This is a genomic window from Sphingomonas profundi, from assembly GCF_009739515.1.
Taxonomy (GTDB): domain Bacteria; phylum Pseudomonadota; class Alphaproteobacteria; order Sphingomonadales; family Sphingomonadaceae; genus Alterirhizorhabdus; species Alterirhizorhabdus profundi.
On sequence record NZ_CP046535.1, the window covers coordinates 3,100,212 to 3,125,054 of the forward strand.

At 71.2% G+C, this 24,843-nt stretch carries 29 protein-coding genes; 14 read left to right on the forward strand and 15 right to left on the reverse strand.

Annotated elements, in window-relative coordinates; all coding sequences use genetic code 11:
• Nucleotides 1-69: 69 nt before the first annotated feature.
• The 4 genes from GNT64_RS14850 to mmsB all read left to right on the forward strand — a co-directional run bounded on the left by GNT64_RS14850 (nt 70) and on the right by mmsB (nt 4,114).
• Nucleotides 70-1,209 carry an acyl-CoA dehydrogenase family protein gene (locus GNT64_RS14850; RefSeq protein WP_156680232.1) on the forward strand — a complete coding sequence of 380 codons (1,140 nt, stop codon included), beginning with the start codon at nt 70-72 and terminating at the stop codon, nt 1,207-1,209.
• A gap of 22 nt (nt 1,210-1,231) precedes the next feature.
• Complete coding sequence (locus GNT64_RS14855) at nt 1,232-2,281, forward strand: enoyl-CoA hydratase/isomerase family protein (RefSeq protein ID WP_156681666.1); 1,050 nt, start codon at nt 1,232-1,234, stop codon at nt 2,279-2,281.
• Nucleotides 2,282-2,305: 24 nt separating this feature from the next.
• Complete coding sequence (locus tag GNT64_RS14860) at nt 2,306-3,082, forward strand: enoyl-CoA hydratase-related protein (RefSeq protein WP_156680233.1); 777 nt, start codon at nt 2,306-2,308, stop codon at nt 3,080-3,082.
• Nucleotides 3,083-3,220: 138 nt separating this feature from the next.
• A complete protein-coding gene (gene mmsB, locus GNT64_RS14865; RefSeq protein WP_156680234.1) occupies nt 3,221-4,114 on the forward strand; it encodes a 3-hydroxyisobutyrate dehydrogenase in 894 nt (297 codons plus the stop codon).
• Nucleotides 4,115-4,519: 405 nt separating this feature from the next.
• On the opposite strand, the gene cobT is transcribed toward mmsB, so the two are convergent.
• From cobT to GNT64_RS14890, 5 genes are read right to left on the reverse strand one after another with little or no spacing between them, the layout of a single operon-like run.
• Nucleotides 4,520-6,361: a cobaltochelatase subunit CobT gene (cobT, locus tag GNT64_RS14870; protein ID WP_156680235.1), complete on the reverse strand. Its 1,842-nt coding sequence runs from the start codon at nt 6,359-6,361 to the stop codon at nt 4,520-4,522.
• Nucleotides 6,361-6,747 carry a type II toxin-antitoxin system VapC family toxin gene (locus tag GNT64_RS14875; protein WP_156680236.1) on the reverse strand — a complete coding sequence of 129 codons (387 nt, stop codon included), beginning with the start codon at nt 6,745-6,747 and terminating at the stop codon, nt 6,361-6,363. Before GNT64_RS14875 ends, cobT begins: the two co-directional genes overlap by 1 nt.
• 9 nt (nt 6,748-6,756) lie before the next feature.
• Entirely contained in the window at nt 6,757-7,020 is a 264-nt protein-coding gene (locus GNT64_RS14880; protein WP_156680237.1) for a type II toxin-antitoxin system Phd/YefM family antitoxin, read from the reverse strand.
• 48 nt (nt 7,021-7,068) lie between these two features.
• The gene (gene cobS, locus GNT64_RS14885; RefSeq protein WP_156680238.1) at nt 7,069-8,076 is read right to left on the reverse strand and encodes a cobaltochelatase subunit CobS; all 1,008 of its coding nucleotides are present in this window, start codon (nt 8,074-8,076) and stop codon (nt 7,069-7,071) included.
• Nucleotides 8,077-8,089: 13 nt separating this feature from the next.
• Nucleotides 8,090-8,689, reverse strand: coding sequence for a J domain-containing protein (locus GNT64_RS14890; protein WP_156680239.1), 600 nt, complete (start codon nt 8,687-8,689; stop codon nt 8,090-8,092).
• Nucleotides 8,690-8,726: 37 nt separating this feature from the next.
• On the opposite strand from GNT64_RS14890, the gene GNT64_RS14895 reads away from it, so the two are divergent.
• The 9 genes from GNT64_RS14895 to GNT64_RS22195 all read left to right on the forward strand — a co-directional run bounded on the left by GNT64_RS14895 (nt 8,727) and on the right by GNT64_RS22195 (nt 14,761).
• Complete coding sequence (locus GNT64_RS14895) at nt 8,727-9,032, forward strand: BolA family protein (RefSeq protein ID WP_156680240.1); 306 nt, start codon at nt 8,727-8,729, stop codon at nt 9,030-9,032.
• Nucleotides 9,033-9,034: 2 nt separating this feature from the next.
• Entirely contained in the window at nt 9,035-9,739 is a 705-nt protein-coding gene (locus GNT64_RS14900; protein WP_156680241.1) for a glutathione S-transferase, read from the forward strand.
• Nucleotides 9,736-10,188, forward strand: coding sequence for an NUDIX hydrolase (locus GNT64_RS14905; protein ID WP_156680242.1), 453 nt, complete (start codon nt 9,736-9,738; stop codon nt 10,186-10,188). The genes GNT64_RS14900 and GNT64_RS14905 overlap by 4 nt, the downstream gene beginning before the upstream one ends.
• Nucleotides 10,172-11,080, forward strand: coding sequence for a pirin family protein (locus GNT64_RS14910; protein ID WP_156680243.1), 909 nt, complete (start codon nt 10,172-10,174; stop codon nt 11,078-11,080). Before GNT64_RS14905 ends, GNT64_RS14910 begins: the two co-directional genes overlap by 17 nt.
• A 156-nt stretch (nt 11,081-11,236) precedes the next feature.
• On the forward strand, nt 11,237-11,902 hold the full coding sequence (hisG, locus tag GNT64_RS14915; protein WP_156680244.1) for an ATP phosphoribosyltransferase: 666 nt from the start codon (nt 11,237-11,239) through the stop codon (nt 11,900-11,902).
• A complete protein-coding gene (hisD, locus tag GNT64_RS14920) occupies nt 11,899-13,203 on the forward strand; it encodes a histidinol dehydrogenase (RefSeq protein WP_156680245.1) in 1,305 nt (434 codons plus the stop codon). Before hisG ends, hisD begins: the two co-directional genes overlap by 4 nt.
• The gene (gene nusB / locus GNT64_RS14925; RefSeq protein ID WP_156680246.1) at nt 13,200-13,670 is read left to right on the forward strand and encodes a transcription antitermination factor NusB; all 471 of its coding nucleotides are present in this window, start codon (nt 13,200-13,202) and stop codon (nt 13,668-13,670) included. Before hisD ends, nusB begins: the two co-directional genes overlap by 4 nt.
• Nucleotides 13,671-13,686: 16 nt before the next feature.
• Nucleotides 13,687-14,637 (forward strand): thiamine-phosphate kinase, encoded by a 951-nt coding sequence (gene thiL, locus GNT64_RS14930; protein WP_156680247.1) that lies wholly within the window; start codon nt 13,687-13,689, stop codon nt 14,635-14,637.
• A complete protein-coding gene (locus GNT64_RS22195) occupies nt 14,627-14,761 on the forward strand; it encodes a hypothetical protein (RefSeq protein ID WP_277873234.1) in 135 nt (44 codons plus the stop codon). Before thiL ends, GNT64_RS22195 begins: the two co-directional genes overlap by 11 nt.
• 6 nt (nt 14,762-14,767) lie before the next feature.
• On the opposite strand, the gene GNT64_RS14935 is transcribed toward GNT64_RS22195, so the two are convergent.
• The 4 genes from GNT64_RS14935 to GNT64_RS14950 are packed head-to-tail and all read right to left on the reverse strand — an operon-like array spanning nt 14,768 to nt 17,295.
• Nucleotides 14,768-15,403 (reverse strand): molybdenum ABC transporter ATP-binding protein, encoded by a 636-nt coding sequence (locus tag GNT64_RS14935; RefSeq protein WP_156680248.1) that lies wholly within the window; start codon nt 15,401-15,403, stop codon nt 14,768-14,770.
• Nucleotides 15,393-16,091, reverse strand: coding sequence for a molybdate ABC transporter permease subunit (gene modB, locus GNT64_RS14940; protein WP_156681667.1), 699 nt, complete (start codon nt 16,089-16,091; stop codon nt 15,393-15,395). The genes GNT64_RS14935 and modB overlap by 11 nt, the downstream gene beginning before the upstream one ends.
• The gene (modA, locus tag GNT64_RS14945) at nt 16,091-16,870 is read right to left on the reverse strand and encodes a molybdate ABC transporter substrate-binding protein (RefSeq protein ID WP_422396595.1); all 780 of its coding nucleotides are present in this window, start codon (nt 16,868-16,870) and stop codon (nt 16,091-16,093) included. Before modA ends, modB begins: the two co-directional genes overlap by 1 nt.
• 53 nt (nt 16,871-16,923) lie before the next feature.
• On the reverse strand, nt 16,924-17,295 hold the full coding sequence (locus GNT64_RS14950) for a winged helix-turn-helix domain-containing protein (protein ID WP_197277415.1): 372 nt from the start codon (nt 17,293-17,295) through the stop codon (nt 16,924-16,926).
• Nucleotides 17,296-17,532: 237 nt separating this feature from the next.
• On the opposite strand from GNT64_RS14950, the gene GNT64_RS14955 reads away from it, so the two are divergent.
• Nucleotides 17,533-18,537, forward strand: a complete 1,005-nt coding sequence (locus tag GNT64_RS14955) for a glycosyltransferase family 2 protein (RefSeq protein ID WP_231639030.1) — start codon at nt 17,533-17,535, stop codon at nt 18,535-18,537.
• On the opposite strand, the gene GNT64_RS14960 is transcribed toward GNT64_RS14955, so the two are convergent.
• Genes GNT64_RS14960 through GNT64_RS14985 form a run of 6 tightly spaced genes read right to left on the reverse strand, consistent with a single transcriptional unit; the run spans nt 18,523 to nt 24,831 of the window.
• A complete protein-coding gene (locus GNT64_RS14960; RefSeq protein WP_197277003.1) occupies nt 18,523-19,395 on the reverse strand; it encodes a glycosyltransferase family 2 protein in 873 nt (290 codons plus the stop codon). The genes GNT64_RS14955 and GNT64_RS14960 overlap by 15 nt on opposite strands.
• Complete coding sequence (locus GNT64_RS14965) at nt 19,392-20,516, reverse strand: polysaccharide pyruvyl transferase family protein (protein WP_156680251.1); 1,125 nt, start codon at nt 20,514-20,516, stop codon at nt 19,392-19,394. Before GNT64_RS14965 ends, GNT64_RS14960 begins: the two co-directional genes overlap by 4 nt.
• Before the next feature lie 16 nt (nt 20,517-20,532).
• Complete coding sequence (locus GNT64_RS14970) at nt 20,533-21,330, reverse strand: WecB/TagA/CpsF family glycosyltransferase (RefSeq protein WP_156680252.1); 798 nt, start codon at nt 21,328-21,330, stop codon at nt 20,533-20,535.
• Complete coding sequence (locus GNT64_RS14975) at nt 21,320-22,201, reverse strand: P-loop NTPase family protein (RefSeq protein ID WP_156680253.1); 882 nt, start codon at nt 22,199-22,201, stop codon at nt 21,320-21,322. The genes GNT64_RS14970 and GNT64_RS14975 overlap by 11 nt, the downstream gene beginning before the upstream one ends.
• Complete coding sequence (locus GNT64_RS14980) at nt 22,198-23,571, reverse strand: GNVR domain-containing protein (RefSeq protein WP_156680254.1); 1,374 nt, start codon at nt 23,569-23,571, stop codon at nt 22,198-22,200. Before GNT64_RS14980 ends, GNT64_RS14975 begins: the two co-directional genes overlap by 4 nt.
• Nucleotides 23,572-23,583: 12 nt before the next feature.
• Entirely contained in the window at nt 23,584-24,831 is a 1,248-nt protein-coding gene (locus GNT64_RS14985; protein WP_156680255.1) for an ATP-binding protein, read from the reverse strand.
• Between the last annotated feature and the right edge of the window lie 12 nt (nt 24,832-24,843).

Consider the following 24,843-nt stretch of genomic DNA (forward strand, 5'->3'; position numbering starts at 1 on the left):
TCGTCGCTCGCCGATGCTTGCGTTCCTCGCCCGTCGCCGCCAGAGCCGAACCGAGAGACAGGAGCCGGGATGCAGTTCGACCTGACCGAGGACCAGCGCGCCATCCAGGAGATGGCGCAGCGGTTCACCGCCGACGCCATCACCCCGCACGCGGCCGAGTGGGACGAGAGCCACCATTTCCCGCGCGACGTGGTGAAGGCGGCGGCGGAGCTCGGCTTCGGCGCGATCTACGTGTCGGAGGAGAGCGGCGGGATCGGCCTCGGCCGCATGGAATCGGCCCTCATCATGGAGGCGATGGCCTATGGTTGCCCCTCCACCAGCGCGTTCATCTCGATCCACAACATGGCGGCGTGGATGATCGACGCCTATGGCGGCACGGACGTGAAGGCGCGATATCTGCCGTCGCTGGTCGCCTGCGACACGCTCGCCAGCTACTGCCTGACGGAGCCGGGCGCCGGCTCCGATGCCGCCAGCCTCAAGACGAAGGCCGTCCGCGACGGCGACGATTATGTCGTCACCGGCTCCAAGGCGTTCATATCGGGCGGCGGCGAGAACGACGTCTACGTCACGATGGTGCGCACCTCCGACGACGGCGCCAAGGGCATCACGTGCCTGGTGATCGAGAAGGACATGCCCGGCGTCAGCTTCGGCGCGCAGGAGAAGAAGCTCGGCTGGCACTCCCAGCCGACCTGCCAGGTGAATTTCGATGGCGTGCGCGTGCCCGCCGCCAACCGCGTCGGCGGTGAGGGCCAGGGCTTTCGCATCGCCATGTCCGGCCTGGACGGCGGGCGGCTGAACATCGGCGCGTGCAGCCTGGGCGGCGCGCAGCGCGCGCTGGACGAGGCGATCGGCTACACGAAGGATCGCCGGCAGTTCGGCCAGCCGATCGCGGACTTCCAGGCCACCCAGTTCACCCTGGCGGACATGGAGACGGAGCTGCAGGCCGCCCGCATGCTGCTCTACGCCGCCGCCGCCAAGGTGAGCGAGGGCGCGCCGGACAAGACCCGCTTCGCCGCGATGGCCAAGCGCCTGGCCACGGACACCGGCTGGTCGGTCGTCGATCGCGCGCTGCAGCTGCACGGCGGCTACGGCTTCCTCCAGGACTATCCGATCGAGCGGTTCCTGCGCGACCTGCGCGTCCACCGCATCCTGGAAGGCACCAACGAGATCATGCGCGTCATCGTCGCGCGCGAGATGCTGCGGCAGTGAGGGGTACGGCGTCTTGAGCGATATCGAGGACGAGCTGCTCGTCACCACCGAGGGCGGCGTCGGGCGGCTGACGCTGAACCGGCCGAAGGCGATCCACGCGCTCACCCGCGGCATGTGCCTGGCGATGACCGATGCGCTGCAGGCGTGGCGGGCCGATCCGGCGGTACATCTCGTCATGATCGATCATGGCGAAGGCCGCGGCTTCTGCGCCGGCGGCGACATCCGCGCGATCTGGGAGAGCGCCCGCGCCGACGGCGCCTACGCGCGCGGCTTCTTCCGCGACGAATATCAGACCAACCACCTGCTGTTCACCTATGCCAAGCCGATCGTCGCCTTCATGGACGGCATCACGATGGGCGGCGGCGTCGGCATCTCGCAGCCGGCGCGCTACCGCGTGGCGACGGAGCGGACGATGTTCGCCATGCCCGAGACCGGCATCGGCCTGTTCCCGGATGTGGGTGGCGGCTGGTATCTCTCCCGCCTGCCGGGCCGCATGGGCGAGTATCTGGCGCTGACCGGCGGCCGGCTCGACGGAGCGGACTGCCACCATCTGGGCCTGGCCACCCACTATATCCCGTCCGATGCGCTGGCAGACGTGAAGGCGAGGCTCATCGCCGCGCCGCAGGATGTCGCGGCCATCCTCGATGCCGCCGCCGTCGCGCCACCGCCGGCCAAGATCGCTGAGCAGCAGGCCGATATCGACCGGCTGTTCGCCGCCGACCGCTACGAGGACGTGCTCGCCGCGCTGGCGGCGGACGGTGGCGAGTGGGCGGCCAAGCAGCGCGCCATCCTCGCCACCAAGTCGCCGCAGGCGTGCAAGGTGTCGCTCCGCCTGGTCGTGCAGGGCCGCGACCATGTCGACTTCGCCGACGAGATGCGGGTGGAATATCGCGTCGGATCGCACGTGGTGCAGCGCAACGACTTCATCGAGGGCGTGCGCGCGCTGATCGTCGACAAGGACAATGCGCCGCGCTGGGATCCGGCGACGCCGGAGACGGTGAGCGACCACGTGATCGACACCATCTTCGGCCCCGTGGCCGAGGATGAGGAATGGCAGCCCCTTTCCGCCTGATACCCGCCGCTACGAGGACAGACGATGGCCGATTACGAGAATTTGCTGGTCGAGACGCACGACGCCGTCACGCTCGTCCGCCTGAACCGTCCGCAGGCGCTGAACGCGCTCGATACGGCGACCTTGCGGGATCTGATCGCCGCCTTCGCCGCTTACGATGCCGATGCCGGCCAGCGCTGCCTTGTTCTCACCGGCAGCGAGAAGGCGTTCGCGGCCGGCGCCGACATCAAGGAGATGGCCGATCAGGGCTTCGCCGCGATGTACGACAGCAACTTCTTCGGCGGCTACGAGCAGGTGACGGCCACGCGCAAGCCGTGGATCGCCGCCGTTTCCGGCTACGCGCTGGGCGGCGGCTGCGAGCTGGCGATGATGGCGGACTTCATCATCGCCGCCGACAGCGCGAAGTTCGGCCAGCCCGAGATCAAGCTGGGCGTGACCCCCGGCATGGGCGGATCGCAGCGCCTGGCGCGGCTGATCGGCCGCGCCAAGGCGATGGAGATGTGCCTGACCGGCCGGATGATGGACGCCGCCGAGGCCGAGCGTTCCGGGCTGGCCGCCCGCGTGGTGCCGGCCGCCGATCTGGTGGCGGAGGCGCTGAAGACGGCGGCGACGATCGCCGGCATGGGTCCGCTCGCGGCGATGGCGACCAAGGAGATGGTTCACGCCGCCGACGAGATGGGGCTGGCGCAGGGCATACGCTTCGAACGGCGCCTGTTCCACGGTCTGTTCGGCAGCGAGGACCAGAAGGAAGGCATGGCCGCCTTCGTCGCCAAGCGCCCGGCGAACTGGACGGGGCGGTAAAGGCAAGCGCGCCTCCGCTCATCCGAAGAAGGGCTGAGCGAAGGCGAAACCCGTCTCGAAGGATCGTTCGAGACGCCATTTCTATTTCGCGCAATGGCTCCTCAGGATGAGCGGGCAGGCGGGACAAGGACAAGCAACATGGCACGCATCGGTTTCATCGGGCTCGGCAACATGGGCGGCGGCATGGCCGCGAACCTGGCCAAGGCGGGGCATCAGGTGCGCGCCTTCGATCTCGCCGAACCCGCGCTCGCCCGCGCCGAGGAGGCGGGCTGCACCCGCGCCGCCACGGCGGCGGCGGCGGCGACCGACGCCGAGTTCGTGGTGACGATGCTGCCGGCCGGGCGCCACGTGCTCTCCGTCTATCAGGATCAGGTGTTCGGCGCGGTGCCGGCCGATGCGCTGCTGCTCGATTGCTCGACGATCGACGTCGCCTCCGCCAAGGCGGTGGGCGCGGCCGCCACCGCCAAGGGGCTGGCCATGGTCGACGCCCCCGTCTCCGGCGGCATCGCGGCGGCGAACGGCGGCACTCTCACCTTCATGGTCGGCGGCGAGGACGAGAATTTCGCGCGCGCCGAGCCGATCCTGAACGCGATGGGAAAGGCGGTGATCCACGCCGGCAAGCTCGGCTCCGGCCAGGCGGCCAAGATCTGCAATAACATGATCCTGGGCGCCACGATGGTCGCCACCTGCGAGGCGTTCGCCCTGGCCGAGAAGCTGGGCGTGGACGCGCAGACCTTCTTCGACATCTCCTCCAAGGCGAGCGGCCAGAGCTGGTCGATGACGAGCTACTGCCCGGTGCCGGGCGTCGGCCCGAAGACGCCGGCCGACAACGGCTATCAGGGCGGCTTCGCCGCGGCGCTGATGCTGAAGGATCTGAAGCTGGCGGTGGAGGCGGCGAACGTGGCCGGCGCCAGCGTGCCGATGGGGGCGGCGGCGGGCGCGCTCTACCAGGCCTTCGTCAACGGCGACGACCGGAACCTCGATTTCTCCGCGATCATCAAGATGCTGGACGGCACGCTGCACCGGGGGTGATCCCTCCCTCTTGGGTCGGGCGCAGTCTCGACACGAGATGCATGCGGCCGCCGGCGACCTCGGCTTCGCTCGATCGAGCCCCTCGACTTCGCTCGGGGGAAGGGATGCGGGCGCCGCACCTACTTCTTCTTCCGGTCGGATCGAGCCTGCTTCTCACGGGGATCAGGATCAGCTGTCATTGGCAGCGCCGTCCGCTATCTTGAAACGCGTGATATTCTGGCTCGCCGTCACGATCGTCCTGCTGATCTGGAACGCGCTCTACTGCGTGACCAAGATCGTCGCTGGCTTTGGTGGTACTCAAGCCGGCGAACGGCGTGTGGGGTCTGTTCGCGCTCGCAGGAGCGTTATCGACCATCGTCATCCTGCTGCTCGGACTTGGGGTCGCTGCCTCCGGCGTATAGCGGCCTACCGCCCCTCGCCTTCGAACAGCCCCGCCAGTTGCTCCACCATCGTGCCGCCCAGCTGTTCGGCGTCCATGATCGTCACCGCGCGGGCATAATAGCGGGTCACGTCGTGGCCGATGCCGATGGCGATCAGCTCGACCGGACTCTTGCCCTCGATCCAGCCGATCACCTGGCGCAGGTGCTTTTCCAGATAGCTGCCGCTGTTCACCGACAGCGTCGAATCGTCCACGGGCGCGCCGTCCGAGATCACCATCAGGATCTTTCGCTCCTCCGAGCGGCCGATCATGCGGTTGTGCGCCCACATCAGCGCCTCGCCGTCGATATTCTCCTTCAGCAGCCCCTCGCGCATCATCAGGCCCAGGTTGCGGCGGGCGCGGCGCCACGGCTCGTCGGCGCGCTTGTAGACGATGTGGCGCAGGTCGTTCAGGCGGCCCGGTGCCGGCAGGCGGCCGGCGGCCAGCCAGTTCTCGCGCGACTGGCCGCCCTTCCACGCGCGCGTGGTGAAGCCGAGGATCTCGGTCTTCACGCCGCACCGCTCCAGCGTGCGCGCCATGATGTCGGCGCTGATCGCGGCGATGGAGATCGGCCGGCCCCGCATCGATCCCGAATTGTCGATCAGCAGGGTCACGCAGGTGTCGCGAAAGTCCGTCTCGCGCTCGATCTTGTAGCTTAGCGAGTGGCCGGGGCTGACGACGACGCGGGCCAGCCGCGCGGCATCGAGCATGCCCTCCTCCTGATCGAAATCCCAGCTGCGATTCTGCTGCGCCATCAGCCGCCGCTGCAACCGGTTGGCCAGCTTCGTCACGGCGCCCTGCAGGTGGATCAGCTGCTGGTCGAGATAGGCGCGCAGGCGGGTCAGCTCCTCCTCGTCGCACAGCTCGGTCGCCTCGATCACCTCGTCATAGGCGCTGGTGAACGCCGTGTAGTCGAACGACGGGCCGAGATCGGCGAACGGGCGGTTCGGGCGCACGGGCATCATGCCCTCCTCGCCGTCGTCGCCCATGTCGGCGTCGCTCTCGGTGGTGCGATCCTCGTCCATCTGGCGGGTCTCGCCGTCGTCGCCGGTCTCGTCGTCGTCGGCCGCCTCCGCCCGCGCCTCCGACTCGGTTGCGGCGCCGCCGCTCTCGTCCTCGCCCTCCTCGCCTTCGTCGGACTGGTCCTGCTCCTCGCCCTCGCCTTCCTCGCCGGCGTCCTGCTCGTCGTCGGGCGACATTTCGCCCTCGACGAGCTGGAGGTCTTCCAGCAGCCGGGTGGTGAGCCTGGCGAACGCGCGCTGATCGTCTAGCACCAGCGGCAGGGCGTCGAGATCGGCGGCGGCCTTCTCCTCGATCCAGTCGCGCACCAACGCCAGCGCGGTCGCGGCGGAGGCGGGCGGCGCGTCGCCGGTCAGCCGCTCACGCACGATCAGGCCGAGCGCGGTCGAAAGCGGCACCTCGTCGCGCGAGCGGGCGCGGGTGAGCGGATCGGACTTCATCCGCAGATCAAGCGCGTGCGACAGGTTGGCGCGGACGCCCGCCATCGCCCGCGCGCCGATCGCCTCCACCCGCGCCTGCTCGACCGCGTCGAACACCGCGCGTGCCACCGCATCGGCCGGGGCGCCGCGATTGTGCAGGCCGGTGTCGTGATGGCGCAGCTTCAGCGCATAGCCGTCGGCGAAGCCGCGCGCCTCGGCCACCTGATCGGCGGGGAGACTGCGCGTGGGCATCGGCACGCGGATCGCCTTGCCCAGCAGCGACGGCGCCTCGGCGGTGTAGCTGAGCTCCACCTCCGGCTCCCGCGCCATCGCCCGGGCGGCGCCGCCGAGCACGGCCTTCAATGCATCGAGGGGGGTCTGCTCAGTCATTACCAGATCACCTCGCAGCCAAACCGCGCGATGGCCGTGTCGCGGGTGATTATCGTCAGTCCCTCGGTAAGGGCCTGCGCCGCCAGCAGACGGTCGAACGGATCACGATGTTCCCCCGCCATCAGACCGGCTCTGCGCGCGTGGTCGTAGCGAATGTCCAGAGTGCGGAAACCATCGGCGGCAAGCCCTTCTCCAAACGCGGCCAGCGGCTCGCTCATCCCCGCCAGCTTGCCGGAGCGAACCTTGATGGCGATCTCGACAGCGGTCACAGGGCTGACGAATATCCGGTTCGCGCGATCGACCATCAGGTCGCGGGCCGCGATCGACAAGGCGGGATCGCCGAGCCACCACCATATCAGCGCATGCGTATCCAGCAGGTAGGACATGGTCCCGATCTACAGGATATGCGAATATTTGCCGTCCCAAGCATCCAGATCATCGTCCGACATCGGTTCGAACAGGACGGCATTGTCGATCGTTCCGAGCAGATGCCGGAACCGACCGGGCTTGCGAGGCTCCTGCGTCGCCGCCTCCAAAGGCACCAGCCGGGCATATGGCTTGCCGGCCTTGGCCACGATGATCTCCTCCCCGCCATGCGCGCGTTCGAGCAGCTTCGACAGGTTGGTCTTGGCCTCGTGGACGTTGACGGTGGCTGACATAAGGGGTTCCTGCTAGGTTAGCTCACTTAGTCCGCTTGCCGGCCGACCTCAACCCTTCTTACCCGCCACGCTCTCCGGCAGGTCCTTGCCGAACACGCGCTGATAATATTCGGCCACCAGCGCGCGCTCCGCCTCGTCGCACTTGTTGAGGAAGCTGAGGCGGAAGGCGAAGCCGACATCGTTGAAGATCAGCGCATTCTGCGCCCACGAGATCACCGTGCGCGGGCTCATCACGGTGGAGATATCGCCGGCGATGAAGCCCTGGCGGGTCAGGTCCGCCACCTTCACCATGTTGTCGACCACCTTCTTGCCGTCCGGCTTGTCATACTCGCCGGACTTGGCGAGCACGATCTGTGCCTCCACCGCCGCCGGCAGGTAGTTGAGCGTGACGACGATGTTCCAGCGATCCATCTGGCCCTGATTGATCTGCTGGGTGCCGTGATAGAGGCCGGTCGTGTCGCCCAGCCCCACCGTGTTCGACGTGGCGAACAGACGGAACCAGGGCGAGGGGCGGATCACCCGGTTCTGGTCCAGCAGGGTCAGCTTGCCCTCCGTCTCCAGCACGCGCTGGATCACGAACATCACGTCCGGCCGGCCGGCGTCATATTCGTCGAACACCAGGGCGGTCGGCGTCTGCAGCGCCCAGGGCAGCAGCCCCTCGCGAAACTCCGTTACCTGCTGGCCGTCGCGCAGCACGATCGCGTCGCGGCCGACCAGATCGATGCGGCTGATATGGGCATCCAGGTTGATGCGGATGCACGGCCAGTTGAGCCGCGCCGCCACCTGCTCGACATGGGTGGACTTGCCGGTGCCGTGATAGCCCTGCACCATCACCCGGCGGTTGTGGGCGAAGCCGGCGGCGATCGCCAGGGTGGTGTCCGGATCGAACACATAGGCGGGATCGAGATCGGGCACCCGCTCGTCCGCCTCGGAGAAGGCCGGCACCTCCATGTCGCTGTCGATGCCGAACACCTCGCGCACCTTCACCATCCGGTCTGGGGCGGCGAGCACCGTCTCGGCGCGGCTGTCTGGCTGGACGTTCGAGAGGTCGGTCATGTCGGTCTTTCGATCAGGCGAAGGCTGGCGAGGATTTGAGAGCGGTATAGGCCGCGATCACGTCCCGCAATGCCTTCTCGTGGGCGCGATCGCCGCCGTTGCGATCGGGGTGGTAGCGGCGCAGCAGATCGGCATAACGCTGGCGCAAGGCCCTGCGATCCGCGTCCGGCGCAAGGCCGAGCACCTTCAGCGCGCGGCGCTCCGCCTCGCCGAACAGGTGGCCGTTGGCCGCCGCCGGCCGTTCGCGGGCGAACTTGGCGCCGATCGCGTCCAGCGGGTCGACGAAATCGGCCCAGCGCGGCGTGGCGCCGGCATTGGCGGCGAAGGCGCGCGTCTCCCGCTCCCAGCCCGCGAAGGGGCGCTGCTCGCGCTCGATCTCCTCCATGCTCATGCCTTCGAAGAAATTGTAGCCGCCGTTGAACTCGCGGACGTGATCCAGGCAGAACCAGCGCCACGCGCCCGGCCCGTCGCCGGGGCGGCGCCCCTCGCGCGGGGGCGCGCGGAACTCGCCCGCCTCGCCGCATGCGTCCCACTCGCATCGCCGGTCGCCGCCACCCACCCGGCCGTGGAAGCGGGGCGATCGCCGTGCCTGACCCTGTCCTTCGTCCGCCAAGACTGCCTCTTCGCTGCAAACCCGCTATATAGGCGGCATGAACGCACATCCTACCGGGCCAGTGGCCCAGGCGATCGAACAGCGGCTGCGCGCCGCCTTGTCCCCCACCCGCCTCGTCGTGACCGACGACAGCGAATCGCATCGCGGCCATGCCGGGCACGACGGCAGCGGCGAGAGCCACTTCACGGTGGAGATCGTGGCGCCCGCGTTCGAGGGGCAGGGCCGCGTCGCCCGGCAGCGGGCCGTGAACGCGGCGTTGGCCGATCTGCTGGCGGAGCGCGTTCATGCGCTGGCGATCAAGGCCAGGGCGCCTTCGGAGGCGCAGGGATCGGCGGAGGTGTGAGCATGGCATATGATCTGTGGTACTGGCCGACCATTCCGGGCCGCGGCGAGTTCGTGCGGCTGGCGCTGGAGGCGGGCGGCATCGCCTATCGCGACCTGGCGCGCGGCGAGGGCGGCATGCAGGCGTTGTCGGACGATCTGCAGGTGCCGCGCGAGGAGCCGCCGTTCGCCCCGCCCTATCTGATCGCCGACGGCATGACGATCGCGCAGGTGGCGACCATCCTGCTGTTCCTGGGCGACGCGCACGGGCTGGCGCCGGCCGATGCGAAGGGCAGGCTATGGGTGAACCAGCTGCAGCTGACGATCGCCGATGCCGTGGCCGAGGCGCACGACGTGCACCATCCGGTGGGCATCATGCTCTACTACGAGGACCAGAAGGCCGAGGCGCTACGCCGCGCGACCGAGTTCCGCGAGGAGCGGATCCCCAAATATCTGCGCTATTTCGAGCGGGCGCTGCTGCACCACGGCCCGTGGTTGGCGGGCGATCGCTGGAGCTACGCCGATCTCTCGCTGTTCCAGCTGGTGGAGGGGCTGAACTTCGCCTTCCCGCAGCGGATGGAGCGGTGCCTGCGCGACTGCCCGAAGCTGATCGATCTCCACGCGGCGGTGCGCGATCTGCCCGAGCTGGCCGGCTATCTGGCCAGCGACCGCCGCCTGCCGTTCGGCGATGGCATCTTCCGCCATTATCCGGAGCTGGACGAGGCATGAGGGCCAGGCGCCCCGCCGCCCGCATCCTGCTGGTGGACGGGCGCGGCCGCGTGCTGCTGTTCCGCTTCTCGCCCGCCGATCGCCCGCCTTTCTGGGTGACGCCCGGCGGCGCGCTGGAGCCCGGCGAGGACCATGCCGCCGCCGCCCGCCGCGAACTGCGCGAGGAGGTGGGCCTCGATCTCGATTGCGGGCCGGAGGTCGCCCGCCGCGAGGTGGAGTTCCTGACGATAGAGGGCGTGGAGGTGCGCGCCGACGAACGCTATTTCCGCGTGGACGTGGACGCCTGCGAGGTCGATCCGGCCGGCCATACCGAGCTGGAGCGGCAGGTGATGCAGACGTGGCGCTGGTTCGATCGCGCCGCGCTGGCCGGCCATGCCGAACCGATCTTCCCGGTCGATCTCGCCGATCTGCTCGCCGCCACGGAGCCTGCCGATGTCCGCCACGCCTGACGATCCTTTTCTCCAGACGATCCTGCCGACGACGCACGATCTCGGCGGGTTCAAGGTGCATCGCACCTTGCCGTCGCGCCCGCGCACGATGGTGGGGCCGTTCGTGTTCTTCGATCAGATGGGGCCGGCGCACCTGCCGCCCGGCGGCGGCATCGATGTGCGGCCGCACCCGCACATCAACCTGTCGACCGTGACCTACCTGTTCGATGGCGCGATCGATCATCGCGATTCGCTCGGCACCTTCGCCACGATCCGGCCGGGCGCGGTGAACCTGATGACGGCCGGCACCGGCATCGTCCATTCGGAGCGGAGCCCGGCCGGCGAGCGCCCGGGCGGCCCCGCCCTCTCCGGCATCCAGACTTGGCTGGCGCTGCCCGACGGCCGCGAGGAGATCGACCCCGCCTTCGAGCATGTGCCGGCCGAGGCCATGCCGGTGATCGCCGCCGGCGGGGCCACCGCGCGCGTGGTGATGGGTACGCTCTGGGGCGAAACCTCGCCGGTGACGGCGCATGCGCCGACGATCTACGCCGATATCGCGCTGGCGCCCGGCGGCGCCATTCCGATCGATGCCGAGGCGGACGAGCGCGCGCTCTACGTGGCGACCGGCGAGGCGAGCGTGGACGGGCTGCGGCTGGAGCCGGCCACGCTCTACGTGCTGCGCCCCGGCACGCGCGCCACGCTGCGCTCCACCACCGGCGGCCGGGTAATGCTGGCGGGCGGCGGCGCCTTCGCTACGCCGCGCCACGTCTGGTGGAACTTCGTCTCCTCCTCGCGCGGGCGGATCGACCAGGCCAAGGCCGACTGGAAGGCCGGCCGATTCCCGATCGTGCCCGGCGACGAGGGCGAATCCATCCCCCTCCCCGAGGTGCCGCTGACGGTGAGCTACCCGTAAGGTCCTCCCGCCACGGGGAGGAGGACCGCCCGTAGAGCGGTGGAGGGGGCGTGCGGCACCTGCAGCGCCTGCCTCAGACCATGCCCTCTCCGGATCCGGGCAGGAACCCGCCTTTTCTTGCGGTGGGGCGGCATACCCCCTAAGTCCCGCGCCACCATGGCCGCGCCGATCATCCTCGCAATCCCCAAGGGCCGCATCCTGAAGGAAGTGCTGCCGCTGCTCGCGGCCGTCGGTATCGAGCCGGAGCCCGCTTTCTCCGACGAGGGCAGCCGCGCGCTGCGCTTCGCCACCAACCGGCCCGGCATCGGCCTGATCCGCGTGCGCGCCTTCGACGTGGCGACGTTCGTGGCGCACGGCGCCGCGCAGCTTGGCATCGTCGGATCGGACGTGCTCGACGAGTTCGACTATTCCGAGCTCTACGCGCCGGTGGACCTCAACATCGGCCACTGCCGCCTTTCCGTGGCCGAGCCGGCCGAGATGGCCGCCGGCGACGATCCGCGCGAGTGGAGCCATGTGCGCGTCGCCACCAAATATCCGAACCTCACCGCCCGCCACTTCGCCGCGCGCGGCGTGCAGGCGGAGTGCGTCAAGCTGAACGGGGCGATGGAGATCGCGCCGGTGCTGGGGCTTTCCAGCCGCATCGTCGACCTGGTCTCGTCCGGCGGCACGCTGAAGGCCAACGGCCTCGTCGAGGTGGAGGTGATCGCCGAGGTGTCCGCCCGGCTGATCGTCAACCGCGCCGCCTTCAAGATGCGCGCCGGGGAGATCGTGCCGCTGGTCGACGCGTTCCGCCGCGCCGTCGCCGGCGCGCGCGCGGCATGAGCGGCCCGCTGCGCCTCGACAGCCGCGATCCGGCCTTCGCCCGTGATTTCGCCATGCTGGTGGACGCCCGGCGCGAGGCGGACGAGGATGTCTCGCGCGATGTCGCCGCGATCGTGGCGGCGGTGAAGCGGGACGGCGACGTGGCGCTGGCCGACTACACCCGCCGCTTCGATCGCCACGACCTCGACGCCACCGGCTGGCAGGTGCCGCCGGCCGAGCGGCGCGCGGCGCTGGCCGGGATCGACCGCGATCTGCGCGCGGCGCTGGAGCTCGCCGCCGATCGCATCCGCACCTATCATGCCGCGCAGACGCCCGCCGACAGCGACACGGTGGACGCGGCCGGCGTGCGGCTTGGCGCGCGCTGGCGCGCTGTGGACGCGGCCGGCCTCTACGTGCCGGGCGGACGGGCGGCCTATCCCTCCTCCGTGCTGATGAACGCGATCCCGGCGAAGGTGGCGGGCGCCGGGCGGCTGACGATGACGACGCCGACGCCGGGCGGAGAGATCAACCCCCTCGTCCTCGCCGCCGCCGAGATCGCCGGGGTGGACGAGGTCTGGCGCATCGGCGGCGCGCAGGCGATCGCGGCGCTGGCCTACGGCACCGGCCGCATCCGGACGGTGGACGTGGTGGTCGGTCCCGGCAACGCCTGGGTGGCGGAGGCCAAGCGACAGCTCTACGGTGTCGTCGGCATCGACATGGTGGCGGGGCCGTCCGAGATCGTGGTGGTGGCCGACGGCGACAACGACCCCGCCTGGATCGCCGCCGACCTGCTGAGCCAAGCCGAGCACGACCCGACCAGCCAGTCGATCCTGCTCACCGACGATGCCGCCTTCGCCGATGCCGTGGCCGGCGCGGTGCAAGCGCAGCTGGCGACGCTCGCCACCGCCACCACGGCCACCGCCAGCTGGCAGGCGAACGGCGCGATCATCGTTCTCGCCTCGCTGGACGAGGCGCCGGCGCTCACCGACCGGCTCGCGCCCGAGCATCTGGAGCTGGCCGTGGCCGATCCCGAAGCCCTGTTCGCGCGGGTGCGCCATGCCGGCTCCGTCTTCCTGGGCCGGCATACGCCGGAGGCGGTCGGCGATTATGTCGCCGGGCCGAACCACGTGCTGCCGACCGGCCGGCGCGCGCGCTTCGCCTCCGGCCTGTCGGTGCTCGATTTTATGAAGCGCACCAGCTTCCTCTCCTGCGACGAGGCGGCGATCGCCCGGATCGGCCCGGCGGCGGTGGCGCTGGCCCGCGCGGAGGGGTTGCCGGCGCACGGCCGATCGGTGGCGCTGCGGCTCGGGACACAGGCATGACCCAGAAATCCACGAAGAAGACCAACGAGCGTTCGCGCAGCCGATCGGCCGCGCGGCTGGCCGCCGTACAGGCGCTCTACCAGCAGGAGATGGAGGCGACGCCGCTGCCGAAACTGCTCGACGAGTTCCATCGTCACCGGCTGGGCGCCACGATCGAGGACGTGACCTATGCCGAGGCCGAGGTCGACTTCTTCGACGATCTGGTGCGCGGCGTGGATGCGCGTCGCGCCGAGATCGACGCGGCGATCGCCGCCAGGCTGGCGACGGGCTGGACGATGGACCGGCTCGACAAGCCGATGCGCCAGATATTGCGCGCCGGCACCTACGAGCTGATGGCCCGCATCGACGTGCCGACCGGCAGCGTTATCAGCGAATATGTCGACGTGGCCGACGCCTTCTACGCCAAGCGCGAGAAGGGGTTCGTCAACGGCCTGCTCGACGCGGTGGCGAAGGCCGTGCGGACATGAGGCGACGGCGGCCGGCTTGAGCCGCGAGGCCGATTTCATCGCCGCCCTGCGCGGCTTCGCGACCGACCCCGCCGCGCGTGGACTGCTAGACGATGCCGCGATCCTAACCGTCGCCGCGGGCGAGCTGGTGCTGACCCACGACATGCTGGTGGAGGGCGTGCACTTCCTTCCCCACGATCCGCCGGAGAGCGTGGCGTGGAAGCTGGTGGCGGTGAACCTCTCCGATCTCGCCGCCAAGGGCGCCGCGCCGCTGGGCGTGCTGGCCGGTTGCGGGCTCGGCGACGATGCCGCCTGGGACGCGGCCTTCGCCGCCGGGCTGGGCGCGGCGCTGGCTACGTTCGGCGTGCCCCTGCTCGGCGGCGATACCGTGCGCATGCCGGCCGGCGCGCCGCGCGCGCTGGGGCTGACGGCGATCGGCGCCGCCGCGCCGGGCGGGGCGCCGGCGCGAGGAGGCGCGCGCGCGGGCGATATGCTTTGGACCAGCGGCACGATCGGCGATGCCGGCGCCGGGTTGCGCATCGCGCGCGGCGCGGCCGGCCCTGCGGCGCTGCTCGATCGCTACCGCCGGCCGGCGCCGCGTCTGGCCGCCGGCCGCAGCCTCGCGCCGCACGTGCACGCCATGGCGGACATTTCGGACGGGCTGCTGATCGACGCGGGCCGCATGGCGGCGGCGAGCGGCCTGGCCGTGACGATCGACCTCGCGGCGGTGCCGCTCTCCGCCGCGCTGGTGGCGTTCGACGGAGACGATCGCGCCGCGCGGCTCGCGGCGGCCACCGCCGGCGACGATTACGAGCTGCTGTTCGCCGCGCCGCCCGCTGCCCGCCAGACGATCGCAACCCTTTCTCAACCACTCGGGCTCAGGCTCACGGCGATCGGGCGGTTCGCCGCCGGTGAGGGCCTGACCCTCCACGATCGCGACGGCGCGGTGCCGTTGCCGGCACGACTGGGGTATGAGCATGGCGCATGAGCGGAAGGGACGCGGGATCGGGCGGCGCGAGGCGATCGCCCTCGCCGGCCTCCTCGCCGGGATGCTCAGCGCCGCGCTGCTGACGGAGGCGGTGCGGCCGCCGGAGGCGCACCGGGCGATCTGACGCCGCTCAGCCGAGGCGGACGATGCGGGCGGCCAGGCGCTCCACCTCCGCCGCGTCGTGGGTGACGTAGAGGATCGGCAGGCGCAGCTCGTCGCGGATGCGCTCGATCACCCGCATGATCTCCTCGCGACGGTCGGCATCCAGCGAGGCGAGCGGCTCGTCCATCAGCAGGAAGCGCGGGCCGGAGAGCAGCGCCCGGCCGATCGCCACCCGCTTCGCCTCCCCCCCGGAGAGCGTGCGGGGCCAGCGATCGAGCAGCGGACCGATGCCGAGAAAGGCGACCGCCTCGTCCAAGGTCATCCACCGATCGGCGGGATCGGCGAGACGATGGCCGTAGAGCAGGTTGGCGCGCACCCGCTGATGCGGAAACAGTCGCGCCTCCTGAAAGATATAGCCGGCGCGGCGGCGATGCACCGGCACGTCGGTGCGGGCGGCCGCATCGAACAGCGTCTCGCCGCCCACCCGCACATGGCCGCGATCCGGCCGGATCAGGCCAGCGATCATGTTCAGCACGCTCGTCTTGCCGGCGCCGGACGGGCCGAACAGCGCCGTCAGCCCCGCGCCCGCCACGAACGCCACGGCGACCTCCGCCCCACCGAGCCGCCGGCGGACGTCCACGTCGAACGACGCGTCAGAGGACATGGCCGCCCCGCCCCGCGCCCGCCCGCCGCGCCAGCCACTCTGACGCGACGAGCGCCGCCAGCGACAGCAGCACCGCGATCAGCGAGAGGCGGGCCACCGCCACGTCGCCGCCGGGCTGCTGCAACGCCGCATAGATGGCGATCGGCAGGGTCCGCGTCTCGCCGGGAATGTTCGAGACGAAGGTGATCGTCGCGCCGAACTCACCGATCGACCGGGCGAAGCCCAGCACCAGCGCGGCCAGCACGCCGGGCAGGCACAAGGGCAGGGTGACGGTGGCGAAGCTGCGCCACGGGCCAGCCCCCAGCGTGCGCGCCGCCCCTTCCAGCCGCCGGTCCACCGCCTCGATCGAGAGGCGGATGGCGCGCACCATCAGCGGCAGCGCCATCACCGCCGCGGCCAGCGCCGCGCCCGTCCAGCGGAACATCACCGTCACACCGAACCAGTCGGCCAGCCAGCGACCCACCGGCCCGTTGGCGCCGAACGCCAGCAGCAGCAGCCAGCCCGTCACCACCGGCGGCAGCACCAGCGGCAGATGGACGATCGCATCGACCAGCAGCTTGCCCGGAAAGCGCCAGCGCGCCAGCACCCACGCCAGCGCGAACGCCGCCGGCAGCACCACCGCGACGCCGGCGACGCTCACCTTCAGCGAGAGGCGGACGACCTCCCACTCGTCGGGCGAGAGCAGGATCAGCGCGGCAGGAAGCCGAAGCGGGCGAAGATCGCCTTGCCGGCCTTGCTCACCAGAAAGCGCCGGAACGGCTCCGCATCGCCGCTGGTCGCCGCCGTCAGCCGCGCGATCGGGTAGGTGATCGGCGGATGGCTGGCGGCCGGGAACGTACCGACGATCCGCACCGCCGCCGAGGCGCGCGCGTCCGTCGCGTAGACGATGCCGAGCGGCGTCTCGCCGCGCTCGACCAGCAGCAGCGCCGCCCGGACATTCTCGGCCCGCGCCACGCGCGGCGCGACGGCGGACCACACGCCCAGCTTCGTCAGCGCCGCCTTGCCGTAGAGACCGGCGGGCACGGCATCCGGATCGGCCATCGCCAGCCGCCCGCCGCCGAGCGCGGCGGCGATCGGGAAGGCGGGCCGGATCGCCAGCCGGACCGTGCTGGCCTTCGGCGCGATCAGCACCAGCCGGTTGGCGAGGAAGTCGGCGCGGGTGGCGGGCACGATCAGCCCCTTGCGCGCCACATCGTCCATCCACTCTTCGTCCGCCGAGATGAACAGGTCGGCCGGCGCACCGGACGCGATCTGCCGCGCCAGCGCCGAGGAGCCGGCGAAGGAGAGGCGCGGCTTCGGATGGCCGCGCGCGCTCCACGCATCCGCGGCGGCGGTCAGCGATTCCTGGAGGCTGGCCGCCGCCAGCACCAGCGGCCCGGCAGGTTGCGCCGGCGATGCCGTCGCCGCGACCAGCAGCGCGAGCGCCGCCATCCATCGCCCGAAGGCGCGCACCGGCCACCGCATCATCGCATCGTCCTTCCCGATATCCGCGCGGATATATCGGGCTGACGCGTGCCCGGTCAATGGCGCGCGGGCGGCACCGGCGCGGCGCGGACCGCGGCCATCAGCGATGCCTCGTCCGCCGAGTCGGTGAGGCGGCCGACGAGCGCGGCATAGTCGGCGCGCACCTGCTCGCCCAGCGCCGTCACGCGCGCGCCGCCGCCCTTGCTGCCGCCGGTGGCGGTGGCGACCAGCGGCTCCGCCCAGCAGCGGTTCATCGCATCGACCAGCAGCCAGGTGCGGCGATAGCTCATGCCCAGCCGCCGGCCGGCGGCCGAGATCGATCCCGTCTCCGCGATCGCATCCAGCAGGGCCGCCTTGCCCGGCCCCATCGCGATCTCGTCGCCGCACATGATCTGCGCCTTGAGCTTCAGCCGAGCATCCATCACCATCTCCACGCACGCCCTACCACGACGCGCGCAAGGCGGACCAGCGCGGGAACGCCGACGCGTCTGCCGCCGGCCGCCAGACGCCGATGGAGGTGGCGCGGAAGGCGCGCCCGCCCGGCGCCGCTCGTCCCAAGAGGCGCTAGCATCGTCTTTACCGCTTGCCGTTATGCCTGGCTCCATGGAAGCGGCCGGCTGGTGGCGTTATGACGAGCGGGGACGACGGGTGGCGGAGATGATGACGTGATCGATGCTGCCCACGCCGCCGCCTGCCGCGTCGCGGTGATCCTGCCCTGCTACAATGAGGAGGCCGCGATCGCCGCCACCGTGGCGGGGTTCCGCGCCGCGCTGCCGCGCGCGGAGATCTACGTCTACGACAATAACAGCCGCGATCGCACGGCCGAGGTGGCGCGCGCCGCCGGCGCGATCGTGCGGACGGAGCGGATGCAGGGCAAGGGCCACGTCGTCCGCCGCATGTTCGCCGACGTCGAGGCGGACGTCTACGTGATGGCGGACGGCGATGCGACCTACGACGCCGCCGCCGCGCCCATGCTGGTGGCGCAGCTGCTCGACGAACAGCTCGACATGGTCGTCGGGGCGCGCCGCTCTGAGGTGGAGGAGGCGTATCGTCGCGGCCACCGCTTCGGCAATGCCATGCTCACCGGCATCCTCGCGCGCATCTTCGGCCGCAGCTTCAACGATATCCTCTCGGGCTATCGCGTCTTCTCGCGCCGCTTCGTCAAGAGCTTCCCGGTGCTGTCCGCCGGGTTCGAGATCGAGACCGAGATCAGCGTGCACGCGCTGGAGCTGCGCATGCCCGTCGCCGAGGTCGTCACCGCCTATGGCGCACGCCCGGAAGGGTCCGTCTCCAAGCTATCGACCTATCGCGACGGCTGGCGGATCCTCAACACGATCATGATGCTGTTCCGCATCGAGCGGCCGGTGCTGTTCTTCGGCGTGGTCGCCGGGCTGCTGGCGCTGCTGGCGCTGATTCTCGCCTTTCCGCTCGCCATCACCTACTCGCAGACCGGGCTGGTGCCGCGCCTGCCCACCGCGATCCTGGCGGTGGGGCTGGTGATCGTCGCGGTGCTCAACCTGTTCTGCGGGCTGATCCTGGATACCGTGGTGCGCGGACGGCGCGAGGTGCGGCGGCTCGCCTATCTGGGCCTGCCGGCACCGGGCCTGCCGCGGACGCCCGTCAGCCTCGTCTCACCGGGCGGCAAGGCCCAAGGTTCATCGCCGGCTTGACGTCCGCCCGCTCGCCTGGAGCCAGAGGCGGTACGCGGCGTAGCTCCAGTTGATGCCGACGCAGTAGGCGGCGACGCGGAGCCGTGTCGGCAGGGCGGTGTCCGCCATGCCGAGCGCGGCGCGGATGCGGGTGCGGGGCGGCACCGCATGCCGCGCGGCGAAGCGCAGCGCGTGGCCCCAGCCGGGCCGCCGGTCGCGTTCGCCGCCGACGGTGCGGCGCAGCTTGGTGAAGATCTCGCTCTGGCTGGCGCGGGCAGGATGATCGAGCACCGCGTCCGCCGCATAGACCTGCGCGTAGCCGGCGCGGTGCACGCGCTGGCCCCAGTCCGCGTCGCCGCCCGAGCGCAGCCGCGCGTCGAACGGGCCGACCTTGTCCATCACCGCGCGCCGGGTGAACATGTTGGCGGTGGCGGCATAATGGCCGTCGCGGATGTAGCGTTCCTGCGGGAAGGCGACGGCGACCTCGAACAGTTCCGCCATGTTGGGCCGCCCGCCCGACATTGCCTGGATGCGCACCCGCCCGCCGACCATGCCGATCTCCGGCGCGGCGACCAGCGCCGCGACCCCGGCGGAGAGCCAGCCGGGATGCGGCACGCAATCCGAATCGGTGAAGGCCAGCACTTCGCCGGTCGCCTCCGCCAGCGCGTGGTTGCGCGCGGCGTAGGAGCCGGGCGTCGCTTCCTGCAGCAGCCGCGCGCGGCCGGTGACGGCAGGCAGCACCTTCGATCCATTGTCGACGACGAGGATCTCGAAGGGACCGGGATAGTCCTGCGCCTCCAGCGCGGACAGGCACAGCGCCAGCCGATCGGCATCGTTGAAGACGGGAATGATGATCGAGACGGCGGGATGCGCGTTCACCGCGCCGTCTCCAGCTCGGTGGCGACCGCGCTCCACATGCTCTCCACCTGTGCGGCGAGCGCGGCGGCGCGGGCCGAGAGCGCGGCGGCGCGCGCCTCGCGCTCGGCGGCGATGCGGCGGACGAGTGCGATCACGGTCGCGGGATCGGCGTCGTTGGCGACCAGCGCCTCGGGACAGCCGAAATCGCCGAGCAACTCGGCATATTTGTGCGACCAGCCGAACGCCACCACCGGCGTGCCGTGCGACAGTGCGCCGACGAGCGCGTGGAAGCGGGAACCGATCACCAGCGAGGCATGGCCGAGGATCGCCTTCATCACCTGCGGCCGCAGCTCGCCCAGCCGCTCCACCCGGCCCAGCCGCTCGGCCAGCGCGTCGGCGATCGCGGCGTCCTGCACCGGATCGTGGAGCGCGAGGAACGGATCGCCGAAGCCCTGCGCGCCCGCCTCGCGCGCGCCGGCGGCGAGCAGGTCGACATAGCGGTCGCGCTCGGCCGGCGTGGCGTCGCGCACGACCATGTGGTTGGGCACCAGCGCCGGGCGGCCGGCATAGGCGGCGTAGCGCGGATCGGCGAGGCCGCTCAGCCCGATCGTGAAGTCGGGGCAGCGGCGAATGTTCGGCCGCTCGCCATAGGTCTCGGCCAGATAGCCGGCGGAGACCTCGTCGCGGACGAAGATCAGGCTCGCCTCATCCACCACGCGGCCGAACGCCTGGCGCAGGTCTGGCTTGGTGAACGGGCCGAGCGCCTGCGGCAGCAGGATCACCGGCGATCTGCTACGCCGGCGGCGGTCGAGCGCGGCGAACAGCCGCTCGCGCACCTTGGCGGCGCCCCACTGGTCGCCGTAGGCGAAGCCCGAGGCATCGAGCACGCCGCCGATCTCGCGCTCCGCGACGAGGCCGATGCGCTGGCGGATGCGGGCGGGCGTGGCGCGCACGAACGGGGCGAGGTTGAGCGGGCCGGCGCGACGCAGGATCTGCTTCATCCCGAACGGCGCGCGCAGGGCATAGTCGCCCTGCGCCGGCACCGCGAGATCGAACCGGGAGCCCAGCCGCTGCTGCACGGCGAGCAGCATCATGCCGGCGCCCTGATTGCTGAAGTTGATGCCCTTGACCTCGATCGTCATGCGGAGGCCCTTCGGTTCAGGTGCGCCGCGCGCGCTGGCGCGCCACGGCGAGGAGGAAAGCGGCGTTGCCGATCAGGTAGCGGCGGGCGAGCCGGCGCGGCTCCACCGCCAGCCGGTAGAGCCACTCGATCCGCGCCCTCCGTGCCCAGCCGGGCGCGCGGGGCACGCGACCCGCCGAGAAATCGAGAAAGGCGCCGATGCACATGATGGTCGCGCCGAGCGGAGCCACGTTCCGCGCCGCCCACAGCTCCTGATACGGATGGCCCATGCCGACGAGCACCAGCCGCGCGCCCGATGCCTGGATGCGCGCCAGCACGGCCGGCTCATCGTCAGGCGCGAGGAAACCGTGGTCGGCCCCGACGAAGCGACATTGCGGGAAGCGCGCGGCCAGGGCGGCCTGCGCCTCGGCCGCAACGCCAGGCGGGCTGCCGAGCAGATAGACCGGCGTGCCGGGCGGCAGCGCGGCGAGCACGGCGGGCGTCAGATCGGTGCCGTTGAGATTGTCGGGGAACGGCGCGCCGTAGAGCCAGCGGCTGGCGAGATCGACGCCGATGCCGTCGTTGAACAGCGTGGCGCGGGCGGCGGCGTTGGCGAAGGCCGGGTCGGCCGCCGCCATGTTCACGGTGTGCGCGTTGCAGAAGCCGAAGATCCGCGCCTCGCCGGCGCCGACGGACGCGACGATCTGCGCCACCGCCTCGCCCGCAGTCGCGACGCGAACGTCGAGCAGGCCGATGCGGCGGCTCGCCGCCGGCCGCGCCTGCGGGCGTTGGCGCGCCGTCGGGTCGTTGCCGGCCTGCGCCGTGCTACTCGACAAGGACGACGCCCAGCACGATCGTGCCGAAGCGACGCAGCCGCTCCACCGAGGCCTGAAGCTGGCGTGACTCCGATACGTCGCGGCGCACGACCATCACCGCCGCATCCAGCCCGAACGAGGCGGCGAAGGCGATCTCGTCGCCGCGCGCCGCGTCGATCAGCAGCAGGTCGTAGTCGTCGAGCACCTGGTCGACGCCGTGGGCCAGCTTCTGCCGGTCCAGCAGTTCGGACACGTTGGGCACGGCCGGCCCGGCGGTGACGACCGACAGGCCGCGGATGGCGGTGTCCTGCGCGGCGTGGCTGCTCGTCTCGCCGGTGGAAAGCATCGTCGAGAGGCCGACGCGGTTCGGCAGGCCGAACAGCTGGTGCTGCTGCGGGTTGGCGAAGTTGGCGTCGATCAGCAGCGTGCGATAGCCGGCCTGGGCGCAGGCGACCGCAAGGTTCGCGGCCAGCAGGTTGGTGTCGCCGGTCGCCTCCAGCCCGAGCAGCGCGATGCTCTGCACGTTGCCGCCATCGGCCCGCCGCGCGCCGCTGACGACGGCCCGCAGATCGCGCGCCGAGCGGGCGAGCGGATCGTCCGGATCGAAGGCGGCGACGACCAGCGGGTCGATCCGCGAATCGCCGGGGGTCAGCACCGAGAAGCCCTGCTGTTCCTCCACCGCGCGCTGCACCTCGCCGTTGGTCGCGACACCCATCTCGACCGCCGTCTCACCGAACAGGTGGCCGGTCTGCGCCTGCCGGCGCTGCACCTCGTCCGCCACGTCGGGCATCAGGTTCAGCCATTCGCCGATGCGCGTGCGGCTGCCCTGCGGCAGGCGCCGGTCGGCGGCGGTATCGGGCTCGCGGCCGGATCCGCTCGACCGCAGCCTCACAGGCCCGGCCTCGACTGGAGGAGGCCGGCGACACGGGACTGCTGGAAGTCGATCCGCGCGACCACGGGCACGCCGCCCAGCGCCTGGATGCCGGCGGCGGTGCGGACGCGCGGGCGCAGCAGCTCCAGCAACACCGCGGTGCCGATCGCCAGCAGCAGGCCGAGCACGGTGCCGAGCAGGAAGCGCAGCGGCATGTTGGGCGTGGCCGGGAACAGCGGCGGCGTGGCGGTATCGAGCTGACGCACGTTGGTGGTGGGCGCGGCGCTCTGCAGACGCATCGTGCCGAGCTTCTGCGTCACCGCGTCATAGGCGGCACGGGCCGAGTCGACGTCGCGCTGGAGCACGTCGAGCTGCGCCCGCTCCTGCGCCATGCCGAGCATCCGGCCGCGCTGCGCTTCCACCCGGCCGCGCAGATCCGATTCCTTGGCGGCCGCCGCGCCGCTGGCGACGCCGACCGAGTTGGCGGCGGCGCCCGTCTCCGACGCGAGCTTGCCGCGCAGCGCCGCAAGCTCCGCCTCGGCCGCCTGCCTGGCCGGATGGTTGGGACCGAACTCGGTGCTGAGCTGGCTGACCTGCGCCGTCTTGGCGGCGATCTGAGAGCGGAGGCCCTGCACCACGCCCGACGAGAGCACCTCCGGCGACTGCGCGGCGGAGCGGCCGGCGCGCGCGCCGATATCGGCGGCGGCGGCCTCCGCGCTCGTCAGCTGGCCGGCCAGCTCGGCTAGGCGCGCGCTGTCGGTATTGGCCGGACCGACATCGACGATGCCGGTCTTGCGCTGAAAGGCGGTGAGTCGCCCCTGCGCCTGCTCCAGCGCGAGGCGCACCTCGCGGGTACGATCCTCGAACCAGCGCGAATAGGTACGCGCCGGGTCCGTCTCCAGCCGCAACCGCGCATCGAGGTAGGACGAGGCGAAGGTGTTGGCGATGGCGGCGGCGCTGTTCGGATCGGCCGACTTGTAGCGGATCGTCAGCACGCGCGAACTGCGTTCCGGCACCACGTCCAGCGAGGGGAGAAGCTGGCGTCCCATCCACGCGTTGATGTCGCCCACGCCGCCGGTGCTGCGCCGCCAGCTCTCCGTCGCCTCCGGCGAGGCCGCCAGGTTGAGCGAGCGGGCGACGCCGGTGGCGATCGCCTCGCTCTGCAGCACGTCGGCCTGCGTGGCCAGAAGCGCCGTGATATTCTCCTGCGCGGCGGCGACATCCTCCACCGGATCGCGCCGATCCTCGAACAGCAGCGAGGCGCTGGCGACGTAGCTGCGGGGGGAAAGCGCGATCCAGACGAGGACCAGCAGCATCACCGCGGCGAGGATCGCCACTTCAAGGCGCCAGCGCACCCTGATCGCGGCAAGCAGATCGACTGGTAAGAGCATGCAAGCCTCTCGTTAAGCGGCGGCGGAGGCGCGTTCCGGCTCCGCGCCTTGGCTGAGGATGATGAGCGCGATCAGATATTGCGGAGCGAGGCTGTCGCGGAAGGCGAGCAAGTCGTCCCCGTCGCCGATCGGCACCAGCGCGCTCTCGACCGGGGCGAGCGCCGTGCGCGACCCGGCATCCACCGCGTCCTTGCGCGCGGCGGCGCCGGCGGCGCGCTCGATCGCGTCGGGCGAGCGGGAGGAGCGGAGGGCGGCAGCGAAGGTGGCGGCGTCGTCCTCGTTCATGCGGGCCCAGCCGTCGAACGCGGCCTGCAGGCCGGCCCGCACGTCGGCCGCGTCGATCGGGCCGCCGTGGCGCAGCGCCGCCAGCGCCGCGTGGTGGCAGAAGGTGCGCACATGATAGGGCGAGCCGCAGGCAGCGCGCGCGATCAGCGCCCGGGCGTCCGGAGAGAAAGCGAGGCCGGCGCTGCGCTCGCCCTGATCGATCAGTTCCTCGACGGCGGCATCGAGGATGCGGCCGATCGAGACCACGCGCATGTGCCGGCGCAGCGACGGGTGGCTGTCCACCACCTCGCCCACGTTGCGGGCTATGCCCACCAGCATGAACAGCACGTCGGCCAGCGCATCGGAGAGCAGCTTCATCGCCGCCGCGATGTCCGACTTGACGCCCGCGTCGGTGATCCGATCGAACTCGTCGAAGATCAGCACGACAGGCGAGCCGACGGACTCGGCGACCAGCTCGACGAAGGTGCGCGGGCCGAAATCGGCCGGCAGCGCATCCAGCCGGCGCCTGAACTGATCCTTCTGCCCGGGCAGGAAGGCCGCCGGCGGGATCGATTGCAGATAAGGGAGCAGCAGCTCGGCAAAGGAATTTTCCGGCTCGCACGCCATGTAGATGACGACCACGCCGCTCTGATCGGCGTGATCGCCGAACACGCGCACGAGCGAGGTCTTGCCCGAACCGCGCGCGCCGTGGATCACGGTGTGCTGGCGGAAATCGAGCGTCGCGGTGAGGAGATAGCCGAGCTCCTGATCGCGCCCGTGCAGCTCCGCGCGGGTCCGCACCGGGTGGGCGGCATCGAACACCCGGGCGAGCGTGCGGCGATCGATTGCCGCCCCCTCCTCGGCGGAGATGTGCGGCAGCACCGTGATCTCTTCCGAGGCGGCGAGCTCGAGCGGTTCGGTCAGCATCGTCGCGTGATCGATGCGGCGCGCCTTCGAACGCCCATCCAGCCAGCGTACCAGCGAGGCGAGCTTCATCTTTCCAGGGCT

Coding starts and splice junctions, on each gene's coding strand:
- GNT64_RS14850 (WP_156680232.1), top strand. CDS start 70: ATGCAGTTCGACCTGACCGAGGACCAGCGCGCCATCCAGGAGATGGCG.
- GNT64_RS14860 (WP_156680233.1), top strand. CDS start 2,306: ATGGCCGATTACGAGAATTTGCTGGTCGAGACGCACGACGCCGTCACG.
- mmsB (WP_156680234.1), top strand. CDS start 3,221: ATGGCACGCATCGGTTTCATCGGGCTCGGCAACATGGGCGGCGGCATG.
- cobT (WP_156680235.1), bottom strand. CDS start 6,361: ATGACTGAGCAGACCCCCCTCGATGCATTGAAGGCCGTGCTCGGCGGC.
- GNT64_RS14875 (WP_156680236.1), bottom strand. CDS start 6,747: ATGTCCTACCTGCTGGATACGCATGCGCTGATATGGTGGTGGCTCGGC.
- GNT64_RS14880 (WP_156680237.1), bottom strand. CDS start 7,020: ATGTCAGCCACCGTCAACGTCCACGAGGCCAAGACCAACCTGTCGAAG.
- cobS (WP_156680238.1), bottom strand. CDS start 8,076: ATGACCGACCTCTCGAACGTCCAGCCAGACAGCCGCGCCGAGACGGTG.
- GNT64_RS14895 (WP_156680240.1), top strand. CDS start 8,727: ATGAACGCACATCCTACCGGGCCAGTGGCCCAGGCGATCGAACAGCGG.
- GNT64_RS14900 (WP_156680241.1), top strand. CDS start 9,035: ATGGCATATGATCTGTGGTACTGGCCGACCATTCCGGGCCGCGGCGAG.
- GNT64_RS14905 (WP_156680242.1), top strand. CDS start 9,736: ATGAGGGCCAGGCGCCCCGCCGCCCGCATCCTGCTGGTGGACGGGCGC.
- GNT64_RS14910 (WP_156680243.1), top strand. CDS start 10,172: ATGTCCGCCACGCCTGACGATCCTTTTCTCCAGACGATCCTGCCGACG.
- hisG (WP_156680244.1), top strand. CDS start 11,237: ATGGCCGCGCCGATCATCCTCGCAATCCCCAAGGGCCGCATCCTGAAG.
- hisD (WP_156680245.1), top strand. CDS start 11,899: ATGAGCGGCCCGCTGCGCCTCGACAGCCGCGATCCGGCCTTCGCCCGT.
- nusB (WP_156680246.1), top strand. CDS start 13,200: ATGACCCAGAAATCCACGAAGAAGACCAACGAGCGTTCGCGCAGCCGA.
- GNT64_RS22195 (WP_277873234.1), top strand. CDS start 14,627: ATGGCGCATGAGCGGAAGGGACGCGGGATCGGGCGGCGCGAGGCGATC.
- GNT64_RS14935 (WP_156680248.1), bottom strand. CDS start 15,403: ATGTCCTCTGACGCGTCGTTCGACGTGGACGTCCGCCGGCGGCTCGGT.
- modA (WP_422396595.1), bottom strand. CDS start 16,870: ATGATGCGGTGGCCGGTGCGCGCCTTCGGGCGATGGATGGCGGCGCTC.
- GNT64_RS14950 (WP_197277415.1), bottom strand. CDS start 17,295: ATGGTGATGGATGCTCGGCTGAAGCTCAAGGCGCAGATCATGTGCGGC.
- GNT64_RS14965 (WP_156680251.1), bottom strand. CDS start 20,516: ATGACGATCGAGGTCAAGGGCATCAACTTCAGCAATCAGGGCGCCGGC.
- GNT64_RS14980 (WP_156680254.1), bottom strand. CDS start 23,571: ATGCTCTTACCAGTCGATCTGCTTGCCGCGATCAGGGTGCGCTGGCGC.
- GNT64_RS14985 (WP_156680255.1), bottom strand. CDS start 24,831: ATGAAGCTCGCCTCGCTGGTACGCTGGCTGGATGGGCGTTCGAAGGCG.